Below are 23,778 nucleotides of genomic sequence, written 5' to 3'. Positions count from 1 at the left end.
GTAAAGTAGTACTCATAAATGATTCACTATGTTGGAGGATTCAATGAAAACAAACGAAATCAGCATTATTTTAACAACGGATCATGTTGAAACATCACTTAATTTATTACTAGAAGATCTACTGGCGCAGACTCATAAGCAATTTGAAGTCATTGTAGTCGATTTAAGCCGTATTGATCAAAACGGGGCAATTTTTGAAAATTACCGTGACAAATTGGATTTACACATCATCCAATTAGATGGACAAAAAGCAAGTGTGGCAAAAAATCTTGCTGTAGAGAAAGCAAAGTATGAACGCTTGTTATTTTTGAACCCAAGATTACGTTTATCACCCGATTTTATTTATCAATCCCTATCGCGCTTAAATAAACAACAACTTTGGTTAGCAAGTGGAAAGTTACAAGTACAAGATGCACCATTAATCATGCGCTTAGCAGTTGAAGGATTTAATCTGTTAATGTGGCTGTCTAAATTCATGATTCCATTAAGTAGCTTTGATTGCTTATTTAGTACAAAGCAGATACACCATACAATTGGTGGATTTGATATTCACGAGGAAAAAACTTGTAACTATTTACAAAAAGCGGCTAAAACTTTTCATTACAATGTCATTAATGCCAGTGCACAACATCCTAGAACTGAAGTTGAACAACAAGGTATATTAAAATTTATTGGCAAATATTTACGCGATTACCTACGTTTATTGGTTAAGAATATCTAACTAAAATGGCTAAGGTTTCACTTAGCCATTTTTATTTGAAAATAAATCGACACTTTGCTGCCAAATGATCTGCTTAATCTGCTCAGGAGCTTCTGTTCTCAATTCACATAAAGATTGAAAAACATTAAACACACGCTCAGGACGATTCGGTTGTCCTTGGAAACCAGATACAGGCATATCTGGTGAATCCGTTTCCAACAATAAACTCTCTAAAGGTAAACGACCAATTGCATCACGAGTTTTATTCGCCCGCAGATAAGTAATTATCCCGCCTACCCCAATCTTATAGCCAAGATCGACAAAACGCTTTGCTTGCTCATAGCTTCCGGCAAAACCATGTACCACTCCCCTTTTGGTTAGAGGGATACGTTTAAGAAAAGTAAACAACTGCTCATGTGCTTTACGTGAATGCAAATTAACAGGCAAATGATATTGTTGTGCTAAATAAAGCTGTGCTTCCAAAAATTGACACTGCTTACGCCAAAGTGAGTCTGTCAATAATTCTGGTATAGCACGCTCTAAACCAATTTCAGCAACAGCAGTACAATTCAACGCCCGTTCAGATAATTTATTCTCCAACAACGCCAGATCTTGCTGGCTATGCTGGACAATATAGAGTGGATGTAAACCCAGTCCATAATACAAATGTTGAGGATAAAGTGCGGTCATTTTTTGAATAATTTCGAAGTCTTTCGCAAGCACAGAAACAATCAAGATTTTATTCACCCCGACTTGTAATCCATTACTCAATAACTGCTCAATTGACTCACCTGTATCACGCTGTAAATAATCTAAGTGAGTATGGGTATCAAAAAACGCCATCGTACACAAACACTTATTCAACGGTAACTGATTTAATTATCACATCTTGTTTTGGTACATCACGATGGAAGCCTGAACGCCCAGTATCGACTTTACTCATTTTATCTACAACATCCATCCCTTCAATCACTTTGCCAAACACAGCATAACCCCAACCCTGTGTGGTTTCCGCACTAAAATTTAAAAAATCATTATCAACGGTATTAATAAAAAACTGTGATGTCGCCGAATGTGGGTCAGAAGTACGCGCCATCGCCACTGTACCACGTAAATTTTTCAACCCATTACTTGCTTCATTATGAATAGGTGCATTTGCTTTCTTTTGTATCATACCTGGTTCAAAACCACCTGCCTGCACCATAAAACCATCAATGACACGATGAAAAATCGTTCCATTGTAAAAACCCGCTTGGCTATATTGTAGGAAGTTTTGACTTGAAATAGGCACTTTTTCTTGCTCTAACGCAATTTTTATTTCACCATAATTAGTATGCAGTACTACATTTTTTGCTTGTACACTAATTGCTAATAATCCAGCAGCTAGTGCTGTCAATATGTTAAATATATTCATCATCATATTCCTAAAAAATTCCCCTCAATTGAGGGGAAATCCATTATTCAACAGTCACAGAAGTAATCACGACATCGTCTTTTGGCACATCTTGGTGGAAACCTTTATTACCTGTTTGTACAGCTTTAATTTTATCCACGACATCCATCCCTTCTACTACTTCACCAAACACAGCATAGCCCCATTCTTGCACGACTTTTTTACCAAATAATTCTTTCGCACGGTGATCTAAGAACGTATTATCTGCTACATTGATAAAAAATTGTGCTGTTGCTGAATGTGGATCAGAAGTACGAGCCATTGCAATACTACCACGTTTATTACTTAATCCATTATTTGCTTCATTTTGGATTGGCGCATTGGTATTTTTCTCACGCATACCCGCTTCCATACCACCACCTTGAATCATAAATCCATCAATAACACGGTGGAAAATTGTGTTATTATAAAAACCACTTTGACAGTAATGTAAAAAATTCTCTGCCGTGATTGGGGCTTTTTCGTGATTTAATTCAATTTTAATATCGCCAAAATTTGTATGTAATGTGACCATTGCCATTATCCTCTGAAATTTCAAAGCGTTTATTATTCCATAAAAGCCCAAGAAATGCTATAAAGTGGCAATTCTAGAACACATACGCGCCGACTTAAAGTGCGGTCTGTTTTAACTAAATTTTGAAGAACAATAAGAGAGCAAACAAATGCTAAAAATTTTTAATACGTTAACGCGAGAGAAAGAAATTTTTAAACCTATTCAGGCGGGTAAAGTGGGTATGTACGTCTGTGGTGTCACTGTTTATGACTTATGTCATATTGGACATGGTCGAACTTTTGTTTGCTTTGATGTCATTGCGCGTTATTTGCGTTATTTAGGCTATCACTTAACTTATGTGCGTAATATCACTGATGTAGATGACAAAATTATTAAACGTGCATTAGAAAATAAAGAAAGCTGCGATCAACTAGTTGATCGTATGGTGTTGGAAATGTACAAAGATTTTGATGCACTTAATGTCCTACGTCCTGATATTGAACCCCGCGCGACACATCATATTGCAGAGATTATTGCGATTGTACAAAAATTAATTGAGCGTGGACACGCTTATGTAGCAGATAATGGTGATGTGATGTTTGATGTAGAAAGTTTCAGCCAATATGGTAAATTATCTCGTCAAAATCTTGAGCAATTGCAAGCTGGTGCCCGTGTTGAAATTGTAGAAATTAAGAAAAACCCGATGGATTTCGTGTTATGGAAAATGTCAAAACCAGAAGAGCCTCACTGGCAATCGCCTTGGGGAGCAGGTCGTCCGGGTTGGCATATTGAATGTTCTGCGATGAATTACAAAGAGTTAGGCGAACATTTTGATATCCATGGTGGTGGCTCTGATCTCATGTTCCCGCATCATGAAAATGAAATTGCACAATCTTGCTGTGCGCATGGTAATGATTATGTCAACTACTGGATTCACTCTGGCATGATCATGGTTGATAAAGAAAAAATGTCAAAATCGCTTGGCAACTTCTTCACTATTCGTGATGTATTGAGTCATTATAATGCAGAAAGTGTACGTTATTTCTTATTAACGGCACATTATCGTAGCCAACTAAATTACAGCGAAGAAAACCTTAATCTTGCGCAAGGCGCATTAGAGCGCTTATATACCGCACTCCGTGATACAAATCAAAGTGCGCTTCCTGATGGCGGTGAACATTTTGTTCAAGCATTTAAAGAAGCAATGGATGATGATTTCAATACGCCAAATGCAATCTCAGTATTATTTGAAATGGCACGCGAAGTTAATAAATTGAAAGCAGAAAACATGACACAAGCTCATGGTCTAGCCGCTCAAATGCGTGAATTAGCAGCTATATTAGGTCTGTTATATCAAGATCCTGAAGCTTTTTTACAAGCAGGTTCAAATGATGATGAAGTTGCAATGATTGAAGCACTAATCAAACAACGTAATGAAGCGCGAGCAGCAAAAGATTGGGCAAGCGCAGATGCTGCACGAAATAAGCTGACTGAAATGGGAATTTTATTAGAAGATGGTGTAAATGGCACAACATGGCGTAAACAATAATAAGATAAAATCCTTTTTCTGACAGTAAAAACAATAATGGCAAGGTAAAAATCCTTGCCATTATTTTTTAGCTATCTTGCTTTAAAAACCAGCTTGTTTTTCTAATTGTTCAACTAATGCATCATCTAAATTTAAAGCCGCAGCGAGTTGTGATAAGAACACAATTTCTTTACGTGTTAACTCTTGGCAAACCATGCGCGCGGCAAGATAAACTTGGGTAGCAAGTGCAGTATCATTGCCCACAATTCTCGCAATTTCAGCAACAGTAATTGGATGAGCAATTTCCTGCTCTAACCATTGCTGTAACTCAGGATCATCGCCACCCTCTTCTGCAATAATTGCTCTTTCTTTTTCATCAATTTCACCATCTGATACTGCTGCAGCAATCATTGTGCGTAAAATAATTGCTCCAGTATCTTCTGCTTGCTGAGTAGCTTCAAATGCTGCTTCAGATAAATTCTCGGCTGCTTGCGTTTCTGTAGCTGGTTGATTTTTTTGATAGTTTTGATAAGCCTGATAAGCAATGCTACCTAATGCAGCTAATGAACCTAATTTGGTTAATTTTGCGCCACCACTGCGTCCTAATACCATTGATAAAATACCAGCCAATGCAGCACCACCACCGAGTTTCGTAATTTTTTCTGCAGTATTCTGACTTGGTTTATTAATTTGCCCTGCTGATTTCGTTACAGTACTTAATACTTCATTTAAAATACGATTAAAGTTCATGTTAGCTTTCCTTAGTAAAGTGATCAATAAGATATTAATTAGACAATTTTAATCATAATAAATTCAGCACACACTAAAAACTAAAAAATTGCCAAAATAGACCTCACTTTTTAAGCAAACACTTAGCTAATGAGATCAACGACCTCACGCGTTAACCGTCTAATTTCACTCCAGTTTTTAGCTTTAATTAAAGCACTTTCCACAAACCAAGAGCCACCACAAGCCATAACATTCGGAATAGCTAAATAATCCTGCAAATTATCTAAGTTAATACCACCTGTTGGCATAATCTGTAACATACTATAAGGTCCTAATAAGGCTTTAATCATATTCACACCACCAGAAGCTTGTGCAGGAAAGAACTTCACTGCACGAATTCCCATCTCTAATGCTGCTTCAATCGCCATAGGATTGTTCACTCCAGGAATAATTGGTAGGTCTAAATCTTGGCAAAGCTGCACAATTTTAGGGTTAAAACCAGGCGTAACGATACAATCAGCTCCTGTATTTTTGGCTTGCACAACTTGTTCTGCTGTCAACACTGTACCTGCTGCAATCAATATATCAGGTTGTTTCTCTCTTAATAGCGCAATCGCTTGACTTGCTACAGCGGAACGAAAAGTAATTTCAGCAACAGGCAATCCATTGTTCACTAAAGTATCTGCTAAAGGAACAATATCTTCAGCCTGCTCTAAAGCAATAACTGGCACAATTCGTAATTGACGTAATTTTTCTAGTAATTGTGCATTGGTATAACGCATATTATCTCCTTACTACAACGTATTTTGTTGTTCAAAGACGCGAATTTTAGTAAATGCATCAGTTAAATCGGAAGCAAAGTTAATTTTTTGAATTTCAGTCACCGTATTAGATTTCACAATCATACGTAATGGCTGGAATTGCATGTTACACATATAAAGCTGTTGATGTGGCAACATATGCTGTACAAATCGAGTTAAGGCATGAATTCCTCCGCTGTCTAAAACAGTGACTGCATCACATTGCAATACAATATGGCGGATTTCATGATCAGTATGTACCGTTTTATCATGTAAATCAGCAAATAAATTATCTGCCGCAGCAAAAAAGAGCGGTCCGCTAATACGATAAACTAATACATCTGTTAAATCTTCTGGATGAGCTATTTCTATCGACTTCGTCATTTCTGCAATAGTACGGATAAATAATAAGCTCGCTAATAATACCCCCACTGTAATCGCAATCACCATATCGAAAATCACTGTGAGGATTAAACAAGTTAGCAACACTGCGATTTCATTACGCCCAGAACGACGAATTAATTGGATAATTTGTGGTACGTTTGCCATGTTCCATGCTACAACTAATAATAACGCAGCCATCGAAGACAAAGGGAGATAAGACAATGCTTTAGCAAAAAAGAGTAAAGCAAATAATACCAATAACGCATGCACAATACTTGCAATTGGTGATACAGCACCCGCTTTCACATTGGCAACAGAACGTGCAATAGCCGCTGTGGCAGTAATTCCACCTAAAAAAGGAGCAGCAATATTGCCCAGTCCTTGTGCCAATAACTCATCATTGGAATGGTGCTTAGTATCTGTCATGTTATCTAAAATGACAGCACATAATAACGACTCAATCGCACCTAACACAGCCATTGAAAAAGCGGCGGGTAATAATGCTTGTATCGTATCTAAATTCCAGTCAATCAGCTTACCTTGAGCATTTGGAATCGACCAAGGCAAAATAAATTCAGGCAGTACATTCGGAATCCCTAGCCCAGTCGAACCATCAGACAAACTATATTGGAAAGCAGAGCCAATAGTCGCAACATCATAATCAAAAGAAATAAAGATTAAAGATAAAAAAGTCGCCAGAATTACTGCTGGTAAATGACCCGGAATGGGTAAACGAAGCTTATACCACTGGGTTAATACACATAATGTCACCACACCAACCGCTGCATCTGCCCAACTGATTGTAGGTAAAGCTGCCACAATAGTTTGTATTTTTTCAATATAATGCGTCGGCATTTCATCAATCGTTAAGCCAAGAAAATCTTTAATTTGCAAAGTGGCAATGACAATCCCAATACCACAAGTAAAGCCTAAGGTTACGGGTAATGGGATATATTCAATTAAACGCCCTAATCGAAATAATGCCATCAACACTAAAATGACACCAGATAACAACGTTGCCATTAATAAACCAGCAAGACCGAATTGCTGAGTCACAGGATATAAAATAACAACAAATGCTGCCGTTGGACCCGAAACATTAAAACGTGAGCCACCAGTTAATGCAATAATCATACCAGCCACGATGGCAGTATATAAGCCATGTTGTGGAGGAACACCACTGGCAATCGCTAACGCCATAGATAATGGAATTGCAATCACGCCGACGGTTAATCCTGCAATAATATCTCTAACTAAGGATTGACGGGTATAACCCACACGAAAACTCTCTTTTAACGCACTAAAAGGCTTGACTGCCAAAAAGACATTTTTGCTGAGAAACCATTTCTTCAACATATCACACTAAGACCTGAAAATAAGAAAAGAAGGTTGTTTATTTTATCGCAAATCGCTAGCAACTTTCATGCTCTAACGCAAAAAATACTTGACTAAATTGCGTTAAATTTTTATAGTGCACAGCCTATTCAAAATGGTGAGATGTCCGAGTGGTTGAAGGAGCACGCCTGGAAAGCGTGTATGTGCGAAAGTGCATCGAGGGTTCGAATCCCTCTCTCACCGCCATTTCGAATGAAAACTTTTCCAAAATCGACCGCACTTAAAGCGATTTAGCGTGGTGCTAAATGATCATAACGGTACTGAATACGAACAAAAAGTAACAAGCTAATAATTGCTAAACTTGCGCCAACAAAACCAATATGTGGTAAGCCTAGATGTAACATTACTTGATTACCAAGTAAAGCACCACTACCAATACCTATATTATAAATACCAGAGTAAATTGCCATGGCTACATCAGTCGCGTCAGGTGCTAAATGTAGAACACGAATTTGCAAACCTAAACCTATTCCAGAAATGCCAATTCCCCATAGGAATATCAGTAAAAACATTGTCCATTCATAGTAACTTGATAACAATAGCAACAATAACGTCGTACTGAGAATGCCCATAGAAATGACAATAAAACGAATAGGTCCAGCATTATAGTAACGATTGAACAACAAACTTGCAGTAATACCAGATAAACCAAAAACAAACAGCATCATTGTAGTCATTTTGTTACTCATATTGCCAACATTTAACATAAATGGCTCAATATAACTGTAAGCTGTAAAATGCGCAGTAATAACTAGCACTGTTAATAGATACAATCCCACTAACAATGGACGTTTAAATAAACTGGGAATACTACTTAATGAACCCGCATTTCTACTTGGTAAGTGAGGAAGTAAGAGATAAAACAAAATTAAAATTATTGTTGCAATTAAAGCAATGATGCCAAATGTTGCACGCCAACCAAATAACTGTCCAATCACTCTTCCTAATGGTAACCCTAGAATCATGGCGAGTGAACAGCCAATTGCAATTAAACCGATCGCCTGTGCTTTTTTATCTTTTGGAGCAACTCGAATTGCTAACGAGGCAGTAATTGCCCAAAATACTGAATGTGCTATTGCGACACCCGCTCTCGCGAGTACTAATACCCAAAAATTCCATGCAATTACTGATAAAATATGGCTGACAATAAATAAGATAAGTAGTTTAATTAATAAGCTTTTTCGTTCTAACTTTGCCGTTAATAGCATAAAAGGCAAAGACATCAATGACACAACCCAAGCATAAACGGTTATCATTAAACCAGTTTGAGAAACAGGGATAGCAAAGCTTTGTGCAATGTCAGATAGCAACGCAACAGGAATAAATTCAGTTGTATTAAAAATGAATCCAGCAAATGCTAGACTAAGTACACGAGCAAATTGGCGGCGACGCGCGACTTGAAATGGCAACATAAATTACCTAAATTTTTCTTTAAGTAGATCTTTCAATTGATTACGTAAATGCTTATTAAATTCTACTTTATATTGCGGTGAATAACAGTGGTCAAAAAAACGAATTGGCAGTTTAAACCGCTGATATTGCGGATCAGTTAAACCTAAATTTAATACAATTTCACATTGCATATTGGCTAAATTCACATCCCCTTTTCCTGTAATCGTCAGCTTATCGCTGATAAACGCTAATTGCTTTAATAATAACTGTCTTGTGTCCCAACTAAAATGTGAATGTAAATTCTGAAAAGAAGTGGTCAATGTTTTCTCTTGTAAGCTCTGCTCATCATAATTAATAGGTAAATATTTAGCGACTAAAGTAAATAAATTAATCCCTTTAAACTGTCCCTGTGGAATATGTATTTCTGCATTGCCATGCTGCACTTTATTGTTACGCAATATTATTTCACCAGAAGCATGCATATCACCGGTAAATAATTGAGGTAGACTAAACACATTTTGCCATGCTACTAACGCAATATTTTTCCCCGTGAATATGATTTGCTGATTTTCTTGAATCGTTTTTACACTTAAATCAATTTGTAATTCGGGTCGATTATCTAAATAACTGACTTGGGCAGAAAGCAATGTACTGTCTTTATCTCTCAAAAGAGTCGCATTAACAAAAGTAAAGTTTTCTCCATTAATGTTGCAATAATCTAATACAGCTTTGGATCCTGTTTCCGACAATTGCTGAATCATGCCTTTTTGTACTGATACTTGCAGCTGTTTTGTATTCAATAAAATTGGACTATCGAATGCCACATGTAGCTCAAGATTAGCAAAACTTATCTGCTGAGACTCAATAAAAAACTCACCACTCATTTGACCATTCACATTTTTCAAATCAGGCGCAGTTTGCCCCGAATACCAAAATTGTGCCTGCTGAAAAGTAAATTGTTTGTGACCTTTTTGAGGATTAAACAATGTGGCTATATCAAGCTGTAAATTCACTTTCTCAGCAAAAACAGACCGCACTTTGTGGTCATGCCACTTAACATCGGTTAATTCAAGATAAGGCTGGGGAAAAAGATTAAGAGATAATTGCGTAAAGGTGATCTGATGGTCATTTAAAAATTGGGCTAACTCTGTCTTCGCACGGTTAATTTGCCAATACAGCGCCACAAAAATCGCCACGATTAATGTCATACTACCAATGGCGATTTTCTTCCACATTTTATTTATCCTCATCAATGCGGCTGGCTACAGCGCTTTGCTGATTTTTATATTTTGCATTTTTACGGCTGCTATAAGGACGAGCTGCGGTACCACTTAAGATTTCAAAACTTAAAGCCCCAATAACCATATTTGGACGCAATGCTAACGGTAATTTACCCGAATTAAAAAACTCTAACACGATTTTACCTTCCCAACCTGGATCAATACGGTGTGCAGTCACATGCACCATTAATCCTAAGCGCGCTAATGAAGAACGACCATCTAACCAACCAATAATATTAGCAGGAAGCTTCACTGACTCTAACGTTGTAGCAAGCGCTAATTCACCAGGATGTAAAAAAAATGCTTCACCATCAGCAATAATAATTTCTTCACTCATTACTGATTCAAGTTGAGCAGAAACTTCTTCTTTCGGACCACTCAAATCAATATAAGGTGCAGAATGTTCACGAAAAACACGAAAAGAATTACCTAAACGAACATCAATGGTTGCACCATTAATTTTCTCATTACTCGGACGTGGCTCAAGCGCAATAATGCCATCATCTAAATAACGTTCAATATCAGTATCACATAATCTCATTATAGGCTCCTTTTCAAATTAACGTTTTCCTAAAAGCTGTCGAATTTGGGCTTTTAGCATATTAATCGCAATCCGATTTTTCCCCCCACGCGGTATAACAATATCCGCATATTGTTTAGATGGCTCAATAAATTGTAAAAACATTGGGCGTACGGTTTTACGATATTGTTCTACAACAGATTCTAAACTTCTGCCACGTTCTTTCATATCACGCTGTAAACGACGAATAAAACAAATATCCAATGGTGTATCGACAAAAACAGAAACACTCACTTCATCACGTACTTTTTCATCGGTCAGTAACAAAATACCTTCTAATATAATGACTTTTTTAGGTTGGAAATGGATAATTTTATCAGTTCGAGTATGTTCAACATAACTATAAACGGGAATATCAACGGGCTGGCCAGATTTGAGGGTTTTAAGATGTTCAATTAATAAGCTTCGATCCATTGAGTTGGGGTGATCATAATTAGTTTTAATGCGTTCTTCCATATCTAAATGGCTTTGATCTTTGTAATATGAATCTTCTGAAATGATCCCGATTTCTTCACAGCCTAACTCATCACAAAGCTCTCGATGAACAGTGGAGGCGATTAAGCTTTTTCCAGAGGCCGAAGCTCCAGCAATTGCAATAATGATACAAGATGATGTTGATGAGTTTAACATAATAATTAACCTAAAAGAGCTGTTGATTTGATCGATAAATTATAAAGAAAAAAATCGCATTTTAATAGCAGCAATTCAGTCGCCACATTAAGAAAGTAGAGATTTTATTCATTCACTCCAATTTAAAATAAATAATCTCTATTTTGTGATAACTCTCACGGTATTCCATATTAGTTTAGGGTAGGATAAAACATTAATATTATATAAAAGTCATTATGAAAAATCATTCCTTCCTAAATTAAAGAGGTACTCGATATGAAATTCAAAGCACTTTCTCTTGCTATTTCAACCGCACTTTTAAGCGCAGGATTAATGTCATCACCCGCATTAGCCAAAGGACGCTTAGTCGTTTACTGTAGTGCGACTAATGAAATGTGTGAAGCAGAAATCAAAGCCTTCGGTGAAAAACATGATGTCAAAACCTCATTTATCCGTAATGGTTCTGGTAGTACGTTTGCGAAAATTGAAGCCGAAAAAAATAACCCACAAGCAGACGTATGGTATGGTGGTACTTTTGACCCACAATCTCAAGCTGGCGAACTAGGTCTACTCCATGCTTATCGCTCACCAAATGTCGATCAAATTGTACCGCGTTTCCAAGATCCAGCAAAAATCAAAAGTAACTATACATCGGCTATTTACATGGGTATTCTAGGCTTCGGTGTCAATACTGAACGTTTAAAAAAATTAGGTATTAATGAGGTACCAAAATGTTGGAAAGACTTAACTGATCCACGTTTGAAAAACGAAATTCAAATTGCAGATCCACAAAGTTCTGGTACAGCCTATACCGCAATAGCAACCTTTGTCCAACTCTGGGGCGAAGACGCAGCATTTGATTACTTTAAACAACTACATCCAAATATTTCCCAATATACAAAATCAGGCATCACGCCATCAAATAATACGGCACGTGGCGAAACCACGATCGGTATTGGATTCTTACATGACTATGCACTACAAAAACAACAAGGTGCGCCTATTGAAATGATCGTACCTTGTGAAGGCACAGGGTATGAACTTGGTGGTGTCAGTATCTTAAAAGGTTCTCGCAACTTAGAAAATGCCAAACTCTTCGTAGATTGGGTATTATCAAAAGAAGGTCAAGAGCTTGCTTGGCAAAAGGGAAATAGTTTACAAATCTTAACTAATACAACGGCACAACAATCACCAACTGCGTTTGATCCAACCACATTAAATCTGATCAATTATGATTTTGAAAAATATGGTGCAGCTGATGAGCGTAAGCGTTTGATCAGTAAATGGGTTGAAAATATTAAACTATCAAAATAATTAAGCTTAAAGAGGGCGACTTATGAAAGCAACTCACATTGCCCTATCAAGTATATTACTGGCGGGGTTCACTGCCAGTAATATGGCGATAGCAGAAGGCAGACTCGTTGTTTATTGTAGTGCACAAAATATTGTTTGTGAAAAAGCAGTACAAGGCTTTGCACAAAAATATGACGTAAAAACCTCTTTTATTCGCAATAGTTCAGGTAGTACGCTTGCTAAAATAGAGGCTGAAAAAAATAATCCACAAGCAGATGTATGGTATGGCGGTCCTTTTGATACACATCTTCAAGCCGCAGAATTAGGATTATTAACGCCATATAAATCACCAAAACTTGCTGAAGTCATGCCACAATTTCAAACACTAGGAGATGGAAATAGCTCAATTGTTTATATGGGAGTATTAGGTTTTGGAGTAAATACCGAACGCTTGAAAAAACTCGGTATTAATAATGTCCCTAAATGTTGGAAAGATTTACTTGATCCTCGTTTGAAAAATGAAATTCAAATTGCCGATCCACAAAGTTCAGGTACCGCTTATACTGCCATAGCCACATTTGTACAGCTTTGGGGGGAAGAGGCTGCCTTTGATTATTTAAAAGAAATTGATCAATATATCTCTCAATATCCTAAAGCAGGTACGGCACCATCGCGAAATACTGCGCGCGGTGAAACTACTGTTGGAATTGGTTTCTTACAAAACTACTCTTTTGAAAAAGAAAACGGTGCACCAATAGAAATTGTTGTACCTTGTGAAGGAACCGGTTATGAACTTGGTGGAATTAGTGTCATTAAAAATGCGCGTAACTTGGAAAATGCAAAACGCTTTGCTGATTGGGTGATGTCCAAAGAAGCACAAGAACTTTCGTGGAAAGAAGCGCAATCACATCATGTACCAACAAATGTTAACGCTGAACCATCACCTTATGCATTAAAACCTAAAGATTTGAACTTAATTAATTATGACTTCGATAAATTTGGTTCAAACGAAATGCGAGGTCGCCTCATTAATAAATGGGTCGATAAAATCAAATTGAATAAATAGGAGAAAAGCATGAGAATCTTCAAAACCTCAGCAATATCGACCGCACTTTTATTAAGTGGTGCCTTAGTTTCATTCAATACTTTGGCAGAAGGGCGCTTAACTGTTTATTGCAGTGCACAAAATACGATGTGTGAACAAGAAGTTGAAGCTTTTGGTAAAAAATATGATGTTAAAGTTAGCCATATCCGCGCGGGAACAGGCAGTATTTTAGCACGAATTGATGCCGAAAAAGCTAATCCGCAAGGTGATGTCTGGTATGGTGGTACACTTGATCCACATTCGCAAGCTGGTGAAATGGGATTGTTAAGTCCATATAAATCACCTAACTTACAATATATTCCTGACGAATTAAAAGATCCTGCCAAAATGAAGGGCAACTATACTTCCGCCATTTATTTAGGAGTACTTGGTTTTGGTGTAAATACCGAGCGTTTAGCTAAACTGGGTATTCCTGTGCCTAAATGTTGGAAAGATTTAACCGATCCTCGTTTGAAAAATGAAATTCAAGCAGCCGATCCACAAAGTTCAGGAACCGCCTATACGGCACTTGCAACATTTATTCAACTTTGGGGCGAAGAAAAAGCTTTTGATTATCTGAAAGCCTTACACAAAAATGTATCGCAATATACTAAATCAGGTAATACTGCTACTCGCAATACAGCACGCGGTGAGGCTTCGATTGGGATTGGTTTCTTACATGAACATTCTATTGAAAAGGAAAAAGGTGCGCCTGTAGAATTAATCGTGCCATGTGAAGGAACTGGTTACGAAATCGGTGGAGTAAGTATCATCAAAGGAGCAAGAAATCCTGACAATGCGAAATTATTCGTCGACTGGGCATTATCCAAAGAAGCTCAAGAGTTGTCTTGGCAAAAAGGAGAAACCCATCAAATTCTCACTAACACTGAAGCAAAACAATCACCTTATTCTCTCGACTTCAAGTCTATTAATTTAATTGATTATGATTTTGATAAATATGGTGCAGTAGAAGAGCGTAAACGCTTAATAAAAAAATGGGTGGATGATGTCAAATTAGCAAAATAATAAGAAATGATTATTTTGCTTTTTTAATAGCATATAACTGCTTTCCCCAAAGAGTATAACTATAATATTAGTTAATAAAAAATGACTTAATAATTTCGTCATTCAATAGGGCGAAATCGCCTATTGAATGATGTCTTACTGCTTAATTAGAGGTTTTTTATGGAGCAGAAAAAAATATTTTCTTTTAACTCCCCTATGCTTTGGATGCTTTTAGCATTACTTGGCTTTACCTTATTACCATCAAAAGCATTAGATTATGGTCTATGGGACTCCACATCTGATGAATTATTAGAAGCGATGGGTTGGTATAATTTAAACCTAAGCTGGGCTTGGTTTTTACCGATGCTAGTATTTCCATTACTCAGCTTTTTATTACCGCGTTCTGATACTCAACGTGCTAAACTTGAGTTAGGGCTTATCAGTGCACTTTTCCTCTTTGTCTTTGTTTCTGCGACAATAGCAAAATTTAGCCTTGGCTATTCAGTTATCATTTTGATGATCGCATTATTAGCATTAGCAACAAATGCGCTTGCGCGATTAAAAGTCATGCAAGGTGACAAATTTGTGATTGCGTCACTTATCGCCATTGTCATGACGATTTTCTTTTTTATCGTCTATCCGACTTTTGCTATCTTGCTTTCCATGTTCTTTGATAATGGACAGTTTGCGCCGCAGCAAGTGGTTGATATCATACAACAACCTTATGTGCTACGAGTCGTCGGAAACTCTTTAGCGGTATCCTCAGTTGTTGGTGTGCTTTCTACAATTTTTGGTCTAGCTTTTGCACTTTATACAACACGTATCGCTAAACGTACGGCATTCATTGGTAAAATATTCTCAATTTTACCTATCGTCACACCACCATTCGTAGTAGGTCTTGGGGTGACATTGATGCTTGGTCGCTCTGGTTATGTCACTGCTTTCTTAGTTGAATATTTAGGTTTTAGCAGTAACTGGCTTTATGGGTTTACTGGGATTGTGATCGCTCATACTTTGGCGTTGACACCAATGTCCTTCATGATTCTTGAGGGCGCATTGAAATCTATTCATCCTTCAATCGAAGAAGCGGCTTATACATTGCGCTCAAATCGTTATCAAGCGTTCTTCCATATCATTTTCCCATTATTGAAGCCCGCATTAGCCAACTCTTTCTTAGTGGTTGTCATCCAATCTTTAGCTGATTTCAGTACACCACTTGTTCTTGGCGGTAGCTTTGATGTCATTGCGACACAGATTTATTTTTATATCGCAGGCTCACAATTAGATTACGCTTCAGCAAGTACATTAGGTACGATCCTATTAATGTTCTCGCTTGCTATCTTTGTGGTTCAATATCTTTGGATAGGTAAACGTTCTTATGTCACAGTTTCAGGCAAATCCTATCGTGGTGATGTGCAAGAACTACCGAATGGTTTAAAAGCCTTAATTGTATTCTTCCTTGGTTTCTGGACTTTATTTAATGTCGTACTTTATGGCAGTATTTTCTACGGTAGCTTCACCGTAAACTGGGGGGTAGATTACACATTAACCTTGAAAAATTACCAAATTCTCTTTGGACAAGGATTCAGCGATGGTGCTTGGCCATCATTAATCCAAACCGTTATTTTTGCGGCGAGTGCAGCACCTGTCACTGCACTATTTGGTTTATTGATTGCTTATATTACAGTACGTCGTGAGTTTAAGGGTAAAAAGACTCTTGAGTTCTTAACTCTGCTTTGTTTTGCTGTTCCAGGCACAGTGGCAGGGGTTTCCTATATTATTGCCTTTAATAGCGCGCCAATTTACCTCACGGGTACAGCCATGATCATTGTACTTTCAATGGTCATGCGTAATATGCCTGTTGGTATGCGTGCTGCCATTGCGGGTTTAGGACAATTAGATAAGTCACTGGATGAAGCATCGCTCTCATTAAAAGGAAGCTCTTTTAAGACCATTTGGTATATCGTATTTCCATTACTAAAACCTGCGTTATTATCCGCTTTAGTCACGAGCTTTGTCCGTTCCATGACAACAGTCAGCGCCATTATATTCTTAGTCACAGCTGACACACGCGTTGCTACATCTTATATTTTGAACCGAGTAGAAGATGGCGAATACGGCATTGCGATTGCTTACGGTTCAATCCTTATCGTTGTCATGATGGCAATTATCTTATTCTTTGACTGGATCGTGGGCGATACTCGTATTTCACGTTCCAAAGCGAAAAAAATGAATTAATGTATAGGTAGTAAACTATGAGTAATAATGATTTCTTAGTATTAAAAAACATCACTAAAGCTTTCGGTAAAGCAGTCGTTATTGATGACTTAAATTTAAACATTAAACGCGGCACGATGCTCACCTTATTAGGGCCATCTGGTTGCGGTAAAACAACAGTGCTACGATTAGTCGCAGGATTAGAAAGCCCAACATCAGGACAAATTTTTATTGATGGTGAAGATGTGACTAAATCATCAATTCAAAATCGTGATATTTGTATTGTTTTCCAGTCTTACGCCTTATTCCCACACATGTCAATTGGTGATAACGTCGGCTATGGTTTAAAAATGCAAGGTGTAAACAAAGAAGAGCGTACACAGCGTGTTAAAGAAGCACTCGAGCTCGTTGATCTCGCTGGCTTTGAAGATCGCTATGTTGATCAAATATCCGGTGGTCAACAGCAACGTGTTGCACTTGCTCGTGCATTAGTTCTCAAACCGAAAGTGCTTCTTTTTGATGAACCATTAAGTAATCTTGATGCGAATCTACGTCGTTCAATGCGTGAAAAAATCCGTGAATTGCAGCAGCGTTTAGGTATCACTTCACTTTATGTGACTCATGATCAAACTGAAGCATTTGCTGTATCTGATGAAGTTATCGTCATGCATAAAGGCAAAATTATGCAAAAAGCACCAGCAAAAGAATTGTATTTACGCCCAAATTCATTGTTCTTAGCCAACTTTATGGGTGAGTCAAGTATCTTCAATGGATCAGTGCAGCAAGATCAAGTGACAGTAAATGGTTACCAATTCACTTTAGCAACAGCTTCACAATTTGGTTTGTCTGATGGTCCTTGTCTTGTTGGTGTCCGTCCAGAAGCTATCACGCTTAAACAAACAGGCGAAGAAGCACAGCGTTGTACCATTAAAAGTGCAGTCTATATGGGCAATCATTGGGAAATCGTTGCTAATTGGGGAGGGCAAGACTTGCTAATTAATACGAACCCAGAACAATTTAATCCTGAATTAACAGAAGCTTATGTTCATTTAGCAGAACATGGTGTCTTTTTGTTAAAGCAAGAATAGTAAAATAAAAAAGTGCGGTAAAAAAAGCAACAATTCTATCGCACTTTTCACTCTTGCAAGCTAGCATAGTGAGAGTATCACTGTAGCTACGTAGTTCACCTTTGCCCCTCTTTTATAGATGATACAGAGTCAAAATTATTATCACAAAGAAGCCAACCATACAAAAAAGATCTGAATCACATTGCATTATTGTTATGTGATCAGCTTTCACACTCTTTTCCTTTATAACTTAGCATTTATGCAAAATGCCAAAAAATTATCGGCTATAATAAATTTAAAATAATGTATGACTCCAATAATCTGTTATTGGACTTTTAGCTCACTACAGCATAACAGAATATACCTTAAACTTATTTGTTTTCGCTAACACTTGATGAGAACCAAAATGTTGATCTAATAAATCAGGGTAAGGAAGAAATGCATTTGCTACAATACGTAGCTCACCGCCTTGCTTCAAATGCCATTTTGCTTGGCTAATCAATTCATTTACTGCACGATAAGTAGTGTCGATCCCTTCATGAAAAGGTGGATTTGAAATAATCAAATCAAATTTACCTGTAACATGAGAAAACACATCACTTGCAATCACATCGCCTTCAAGCTGATTTTCCGCTAAAGTGCGCTTAGCTGAGGCAAGAGCCATTGCATGTATATCTGTCATCGTGATTTGTACTTTAGGGTTATGCTGCTTGATATAAGCACCAATGACACCAGCCCCACACCCCATATCCAATACATTACCACGAATTGATTGTTCAAGAGTAGATAGTAATAAATCTGTCCCTACATCAAGTTCATTTGCGCTAAAAACACCAGGTAAGCTATAAATAGTCAATCCTTTTAACTTCGTGTGCTGATACGTTTTCCAATACTTGTCAAAAAGAAAATCCACTGGCTTCTTTAAACAAAAATGATATAACCCGCAGCGGCGAGCAGAATCAATTTTGGCAATTTCACCATAAGGTTCAAGCATTTTCTCTACCGAACGAATGCCACAACGATTTTCACCAATAACGAGCATTTCTTGTCCAATAGGTGCATTTGCCAACAATTGCATCAATTGAAACTGCACTTCTTGTTTATTTTTAGTCCAGTAGAAAATCACTAAATCAGCTTGTGTGTCTGATTCTAGGCAAAAATCCACCGCATCTTGTATTTTGGCATAGTCAAAATACCAACTCCATATTTTCACTGATTTAGCATTGATTTGTTGTGGAAAATTATCATTAATACCACCAGCAAAAAATACTGATTTATTATCAAAAAATGTAAGGTGACGTTGTAGAACTTGGCTCTCAAGAGAAATCACGCTGTTAATCCTATGGGTTATTAGTTAAAATTGAACGCATTATAAAGGAAAAACTAATAGCAATGAAGAATAGCATGACCAGACGAGAGCTTCTGTTACAAGAAATGGGGATAACCCAATGGCAACTACAACATCCCGAGCGCTTAAAAGGCGTTGTAAATATTAACGTGGGTGAAAATATTCGTTTAATTGTCATTACAGAAGCCAATTTGAAACAAGATAATATGCTATTAAAAGATGTACTACGCAGTTTAGAACTTAATGAAAACAACTGTTTATTCATTAGCTTTGAACAGGCACAACATCTAAAAGCAACGCATAATGTCACTTACTGGCTATTGAGTGATAATGCTGAAAAAATTGACCGCACTTTACCCTACTGCCACTCTGCTAGCGCTATTTGGCAGTCACCAACTTGGCTTAAATTTAAACAAAGTCATCAAGCTAAGCGCCATCTATGGCAACAAATCCAAGTGAGAGCCTAATGCAAATTTCCCCTATCATTGAATCTGATTTTGATCGCCTTTTTGCCATTGAACAAGCCGCACATGTAGTACCTTGGTCACTTGGTACGCTAAAAAATAACCAAGGTGAGTGTTATCTTAACTTAAAGTTGACCAGCCATACACAAATTGTCGCGTTCGTGATTTGCCAAACAATATTAGACGAGGCAACGTTGTTTAACATTGCGGTTGATCCACTATTTCAAGGACAAGGTTTTGGCAAAAAACTACTGAATGAGCTTATCAATCAATTAAAAGTAAAACAGATTTCAACACTGTGGTTAGAAGTTCGAGAATCAAATCTAACCGCCAAAGCTTTATATGATCAATTTGGTTTTAATGAAGTAGATCTTCGTAAAAATTATTATCCAACACCCGATGGTAAACGTGAAAATGCCATTTTGATGGCGTTATATCTGTAGATAGATCATAGACGTATAAAAAATTTGCCATAATATTCTAGTCATTGTGGCAAATATGATGGCGACTACACGACATGTTCAAACATAAGCTGAAACCAATCTTGAGTGCGTTGGTTAATTTCTTTTAAAAAAGAATCACTAAATTGTTGCTGTGTCAGCACTCGCTGCCAGTAGACATCTCCTTGAACATAATCATCACCTGCACCAATTTTACGCAACATAGTTAAAACTTTCTCAAAATCGACCGCACTTCCATCACTAATCAGCTTTAAATAACTTTTAAGATTAACTGTTGGCACAAGTTGTAGCTGTTGATGACTTTGGATATAACTCTCTACATAAATCTGTAATTGATTCAATGCAAGCGCTTTTACATTCAGAGAAGCATTTGCTGTTAAAGGCTTAAATGATTTATGCTCATCTTTACTATAACAAATAGGGGGTATAACCGTTTTATCTTCTGCCACTACAGACTGCACAAGATAGTAAATCCATGCCTCAATTAAATGCTTATCTTTGATATGACCTACACGCCAAGTCACACGACGATTATCATATAACCTATCAATATTGCCCACTAAACGAACATCACCTTGCTTAGTTGGCAAAACAATATCTAACTCTAAGATCTGTTGTTCTTGCGATAAATAAGTCGCTACTGTGGTCTTTAAAGACTGAATATCTTCTTGTAGTTGGCGTTCATAAATTTGTGCAAATTCACCACGCGGTAAAATACCTTTAACTTTCAACTGGATAAAAAAAGCCTTTATTTGTTCATTGGAATAATCAAGTAACTCCTCATTAATATGATATTTAGTTAAATTATCTAAAGTAAAATTTTCACTCTCTGCAATGCCTTCTTCTTGTCTAACAAAATACACACCTAAATGGCGCTTGAAGAAAAATTCCACTGGATTTTGTACAAAAGTAATCAAATCAGATAAGTTGATTTCGAATCCCTCATCCATTGTCTCTTGAGAAATGGGTTGTATAAAATTCTCATAAGATTCATTTTTCTGCGACATGGCTAAAGGCAACCACTGCTTTGCAAAAGAATGATAAGGCGCTTTAAAGTTATCAGGACTAAAAACCGTCATTGGGTGTTGTCGGATTAAAACCGACTTCCAATCTATCTCATTATTTTGAGGTAATTTATCCACTAAATAATCGAGCAATTGATTCACTAAAACGGAAGGTTGTTTTTCTTGGTTATCAATAATTGAACGACCAACAAAACTCACATAAAAATAATCTTGAGCAGATAACAATGCCTCAAGAAATAAATAACAATCATCGTCACGGCGAAAACGATCACCTTTACGGCGATCATATTGCATTAAATCAAAGCTATTTGGCGTTTGCTGACGAGGATATTCACCATCATTCATTCCTAACAAACAGACTACTTTGAAAGGAATTGAGCGCATAGGTAACAAAGTACAAAAGTTCACTTTACCAGCTAAAAAGCGCAGAGTATTAGGATCGTCTTCTAACGCTGCACTGAGTACTTCTGCAATAACATCAATACTTAGCGTTTGTTCAAAATCTGTTTTTTGTACTTCCTCAACAATTTGCTCAATCATCTGCTGAATATAAAGCAAAGTAGGTATACTATTTTCATTCGCTTCAAAAAAATCAGCTAAAAGTCTAGTCAAACTTTGCTGCCATTGCACAATAGATTGCATCGTTTGGATGCAATTATTCCATTGTGATAAAGCAGTTATAAACTCTGCTAAACGTCCAGCTAGCCCGCCTTGTAAACCATAGCTACTATCAAACCCCAGACTATCTTGCCAAATACCATTTTCCTCGCGCATAGCATAGCCTAATAACATTCGCTCTAAGCCAGCTTGCCATGCATTATAATTTTTCTGATGCTTTTCACCGCACTTTGCTAAACCAAAACGAATACCTGAGTTTGCAACCCAGTGACGAAGTCTGGCTAAATCAGCAAGTTCAATACGGAATTTGGCACGAATGGCTGGTACATCGAGTAAAGCTAGTACCTCTTCAGCACTGAATTGGCTCTCCTTAATGGTTAATAAATGAATAAAAGTCGCGATTAATACGTCATTCTCTGACAATTTATTATCAGAAATCGAAAATGGAATTGTGGCATGATTCTCTTTATGCTGTTGACCAAATACTGCCTGAATATAAGGAAGATATTTATCAATATCTGCGACCATTACAACAATATCTTTAGGTGTTAACTCCAAATCTTGCTGAAATAAATGAAGTAGATAATCTTGTAATACTTCGACTTCACGCATTGCACTGTGACAAGAATGAAAGGTTAAAGTGCGGTCATTTGGTGAGAAATTTAGTCCAGTATGACCATCTAAATTAAGAATACGTGCTTGGACCTGCGATAATAAAGTAGGTGCAGCTAATTCAGTATATGCTTCAATACTGCGTACATTATCATTCTGCTCTAATTCAGTTAATAAATATAAAAAATCACGCCCTAATTTTCCCCAACTTGAAAGTAATGGATGTCCTTCCAATAATTGTTCATTTTCATAGCTAAGCTCAAATACAGGTTTTGCATGTTGAGTTAACACAGGCTTAGCCTGCTGAGAATAATAAGATATACGTCGTAATTGAGTTAAATTTTGCATAAAACGGGCATCAACTAAATCGCCCCAATATTCTCGGCAGCCATGGGTAAAGAATAAATGTACTTCACAGTGCTGGCTCATTGCATATAAAGTATCTAAATAGCCTTTAGGTAAAGCAGAAATACCAAAAACAAAAATACGTGCAGGTACATTTACAGGTTGATGTTGCTGTAAAAATAGTAAAAATTGACTTTGCAAATTGGCACGATGGAGAGGTAAATTAATTTCATCCTGAGCTTGAATATCGGCAATTAAAGCTCGCCATAAAATAGCCTGCCAAGTAATATCTTGTTTAAGCTGTTGGAAAAATTTGTCATCTTTAGAAACAGAAAGTGACTTGAATTGCTTAATCACTGCCTTATCATTCCCATTTTCCCAATTTAAGATCCATTCAGGACGATAAACTAAATATTGGTCAAATAAATCGGCAATCTTATGCGCTAATTGATACAATTTTTGTTGTTCAGTTTGTACAGAAGAAGATAAATAATGACGTAATGACTCAAATTTAGATTGAACTAAATAAGTTGGAATCAGACGCATTAAACGCCATGTCATTGCAGTTTTGTTAAATGGTGTTTGACCCTCTACATGAGGCAAATTATCCGCATATTGTTGCCAAATAAAGCTAGCCGGCATTGGAAACTTAATATTACTTGCAATCCCTTTTTGCTCTGCAATTTTCCACTGTAACCACTGTGCCATACCAGGGCTTTGAACTAAAATAATCTCCGACTGAAAAGGATCCTCTAATCTCTCTTCCATTAAACTCAATAGAATATTTTTTTGTACATCAAGATCATTGGAGTAATAAATATTAAACACGGAAACTTTATCCCATAAATTATCAGTTCATGTTATTTTTCCCCAGTTTAGCTTGCATCGCAAGGCTT

General features: G+C 37.0%; 21 protein-coding genes and 1 tRNA gene. 10 read left to right on the top strand and 12 right to left on the bottom strand.

Translation table 11 applies throughout. The annotated features are described in order from the left end of the window. Window positions 1-43 precede the first annotated feature (43 nt). On the top strand, window positions 44-721 hold the full coding sequence (locus ACFSAV_RS08330; protein WP_167383054.1) for a glycosyltransferase family 2 protein: 678 nt from the start codon (window positions 44-46) through the stop codon (window positions 719-721). 21 nt (window positions 722-742) lie between these two features. Here ACFSAV_RS08330 and ACFSAV_RS08325 read toward each other — a convergent pair whose 3' ends face one another. Genes ACFSAV_RS08325 through ACFSAV_RS08315 form a run of 3 tightly spaced genes read right to left on the bottom strand, consistent with a single transcriptional unit; the run spans window position 743 to window position 2,667 of the window. After that, a complete protein-coding gene (locus tag ACFSAV_RS08325; RefSeq protein ID WP_101776125.1) occupies window positions 743-1,543 on the bottom strand; it encodes a TatD family hydrolase in 801 nt (266 codons plus the stop codon). A gap of 13 nt (window positions 1,544-1,556) precedes the next feature. Further along, window positions 1,557-2,108, bottom strand: coding sequence for a peptidylprolyl isomerase (locus ACFSAV_RS08320; RefSeq protein WP_379098490.1), 552 nt, complete (start codon window positions 2,106-2,108; stop codon window positions 1,557-1,559). 49 nt (window positions 2,109-2,157) lie between these two features. Then, on the bottom strand, window positions 2,158-2,667 hold the full coding sequence (locus tag ACFSAV_RS08315) for a peptidylprolyl isomerase (RefSeq protein WP_101776123.1): 510 nt from the start codon (window positions 2,665-2,667) through the stop codon (window positions 2,158-2,160). 148 nt (window positions 2,668-2,815) lie between these two features. Here ACFSAV_RS08315 and cysS point away from each other — a divergent pair, with 148 nt between their 5' ends. Further along, on the top strand, window positions 2,816-4,195 hold the full coding sequence (cysS, locus tag ACFSAV_RS08310; protein WP_379098407.1) for a cysteine--tRNA ligase: 1,380 nt from the start codon (window positions 2,816-2,818) through the stop codon (window positions 4,193-4,195). An 81-nt stretch (window positions 4,196-4,276) separates the two neighbouring features. On the opposite strand, the gene ACFSAV_RS08305 is transcribed toward cysS, so the two are convergent. From ACFSAV_RS08305 to dauA, 3 genes are all read right to left on the bottom strand, one after another. After that, window positions 4,277-4,924 (bottom strand): tellurite resistance TerB family protein, encoded by a 648-nt coding sequence (locus ACFSAV_RS08305; RefSeq protein WP_379098403.1) that lies wholly within the window; start codon window positions 4,922-4,924, stop codon window positions 4,277-4,279. Window positions 4,925-5,046: 122 nt separating this feature from the next. Next, window positions 5,047-5,685 (bottom strand): bifunctional 4-hydroxy-2-oxoglutarate aldolase/2-dehydro-3-deoxy-phosphogluconate aldolase, encoded by a 639-nt coding sequence (locus ACFSAV_RS08300; RefSeq protein WP_101776120.1) that lies wholly within the window; start codon window positions 5,683-5,685, stop codon window positions 5,047-5,049. 12 nt (window positions 5,686-5,697) lie between these two features. Further along, window positions 5,698-7,443 carry a C4-dicarboxylic acid transporter DauA gene (gene dauA, locus ACFSAV_RS08295; RefSeq protein ID WP_101776119.1) on the bottom strand — a complete coding sequence of 582 codons (1,746 nt, stop codon included), beginning with the start codon at window positions 7,441-7,443 and terminating at the stop codon, window positions 5,698-5,700. A 135-nt stretch (window positions 7,444-7,578) separates the two neighbouring features. On the opposite strand from dauA, the gene ACFSAV_RS08290 reads away from it, so the two are divergent. Further along, a tRNA-Ser gene (locus ACFSAV_RS08290) sits at window positions 7,579-7,668 on the top strand. A gap of 44 nt (window positions 7,669-7,712) precedes the next feature. Here the strand turns inward: ACFSAV_RS08290 and ACFSAV_RS08285 are convergent. From ACFSAV_RS08285 to udk, 4 genes are read right to left on the bottom strand one after another with little or no spacing between them, the layout of a single operon-like run. Further along, a complete protein-coding gene (locus ACFSAV_RS08285; protein WP_379098399.1) occupies window positions 7,713-8,894 on the bottom strand; it encodes a sugar transporter in 1,182 nt (393 codons plus the stop codon). A gap of 3 nt (window positions 8,895-8,897) precedes the next feature. Beyond that, window positions 8,898-10,109 carry a hypothetical protein gene (locus ACFSAV_RS08280; RefSeq protein ID WP_379098396.1) on the bottom strand — a complete coding sequence of 404 codons (1,212 nt, stop codon included), beginning with the start codon at window positions 10,107-10,109 and terminating at the stop codon, window positions 8,898-8,900. 1 nt (window position 10,110) lies between these two features. Then, window positions 10,111-10,695, bottom strand: coding sequence for a dCTP deaminase (gene dcd, locus ACFSAV_RS08275; protein WP_101776116.1), 585 nt, complete (start codon window positions 10,693-10,695; stop codon window positions 10,111-10,113). Window positions 10,696-10,713: 18 nt separating this feature from the next. Continuing rightward, entirely contained in the window at window positions 10,714-11,364 is a 651-nt protein-coding gene (gene udk / locus ACFSAV_RS08270) for a uridine kinase (protein ID WP_379098393.1), read from the bottom strand. Between the two features lie 255 nt (window positions 11,365-11,619). On the opposite strand from udk, the gene ACFSAV_RS08265 reads away from it, so the two are divergent. From ACFSAV_RS08265 to fbpC, 5 genes are all read left to right on the top strand, one after another. Next, window positions 11,620-12,657 (top strand): ABC transporter substrate-binding protein, encoded by a 1,038-nt coding sequence (locus tag ACFSAV_RS08265; RefSeq protein WP_379098390.1) that lies wholly within the window; start codon window positions 11,620-11,622, stop codon window positions 12,655-12,657. A gap of 22 nt (window positions 12,658-12,679) precedes the next feature. Then, the gene (locus ACFSAV_RS08260) at window positions 12,680-13,702 is read left to right on the top strand and encodes an ABC transporter substrate-binding protein (protein WP_101776112.1); all 1,023 of its coding nucleotides are present in this window, start codon (window positions 12,680-12,682) and stop codon (window positions 13,700-13,702) included. Window positions 13,703-13,711: 9 nt separating this feature from the next. Beyond that, window positions 13,712-14,746 (top strand): ABC transporter substrate-binding protein, encoded by a 1,035-nt coding sequence (locus ACFSAV_RS08255; protein WP_379098387.1) that lies wholly within the window; start codon window positions 13,712-13,714, stop codon window positions 14,744-14,746. A gap of 159 nt (window positions 14,747-14,905) precedes the next feature. After that, window positions 14,906-16,963, top strand: coding sequence for an ABC transporter permease (locus ACFSAV_RS08250; RefSeq protein ID WP_379098384.1), 2,058 nt, complete (start codon window positions 14,906-14,908; stop codon window positions 16,961-16,963). Between the two features lie 17 nt (window positions 16,964-16,980). After that, entirely contained in the window at window positions 16,981-18,030 is a 1,050-nt protein-coding gene (gene fbpC, locus ACFSAV_RS08245) for a ferric ABC transporter ATP-binding protein (protein WP_379098380.1), read from the top strand. Between the two features lie 322 nt (window positions 18,031-18,352). Here fbpC and rsmC read toward each other — a convergent pair whose 3' ends face one another. Continuing rightward, window positions 18,353-19,339 (bottom strand): 16S rRNA (guanine(1207)-N(2))-methyltransferase RsmC, encoded by a 987-nt coding sequence (gene rsmC / locus ACFSAV_RS08240; RefSeq protein ID WP_379098377.1) that lies wholly within the window; start codon window positions 19,337-19,339, stop codon window positions 18,353-18,355. Window positions 19,340-19,413: 74 nt separating this feature from the next. Here rsmC and ACFSAV_RS08235 point away from each other — a divergent pair, with 74 nt between their 5' ends. Beyond that, the gene (locus ACFSAV_RS08235; RefSeq protein WP_379098487.1) at window positions 19,414-19,824 is read left to right on the top strand and encodes a DNA polymerase III subunit psi; all 411 of its coding nucleotides are present in this window, start codon (window positions 19,414-19,416) and stop codon (window positions 19,822-19,824) included. Further along, complete coding sequence (gene rimI, locus ACFSAV_RS08230) at window positions 19,797-20,264, top strand: ribosomal protein S18-alanine N-acetyltransferase (RefSeq protein WP_379098374.1); 468 nt, start codon at window positions 19,797-19,799, stop codon at window positions 20,262-20,264. Before ACFSAV_RS08235 ends, rimI begins: the two co-directional genes overlap by 28 nt. A gap of 65 nt (window positions 20,265-20,329) precedes the next feature. Here rimI and recC read toward each other — a convergent pair whose 3' ends face one another. Continuing rightward, on the bottom strand, window positions 20,330-23,710 hold the full coding sequence (recC, locus tag ACFSAV_RS08225) for an exodeoxyribonuclease V subunit gamma (RefSeq protein ID WP_379098371.1): 3,381 nt from the start codon (window positions 23,708-23,710) through the stop codon (window positions 20,330-20,332). Window positions 23,711-23,778 lie beyond the last annotated feature (68 nt).

The sequence above is a fragment of the Pasteurella oralis genome (assembly GCF_042681465.1).
Lineage (GTDB): Bacteria > Pseudomonadota > Gammaproteobacteria > Enterobacterales > Pasteurellaceae > Pasteurella > Pasteurella oralis.
This window is presented reverse-complemented; position numbering and strand designations above follow the sequence as displayed.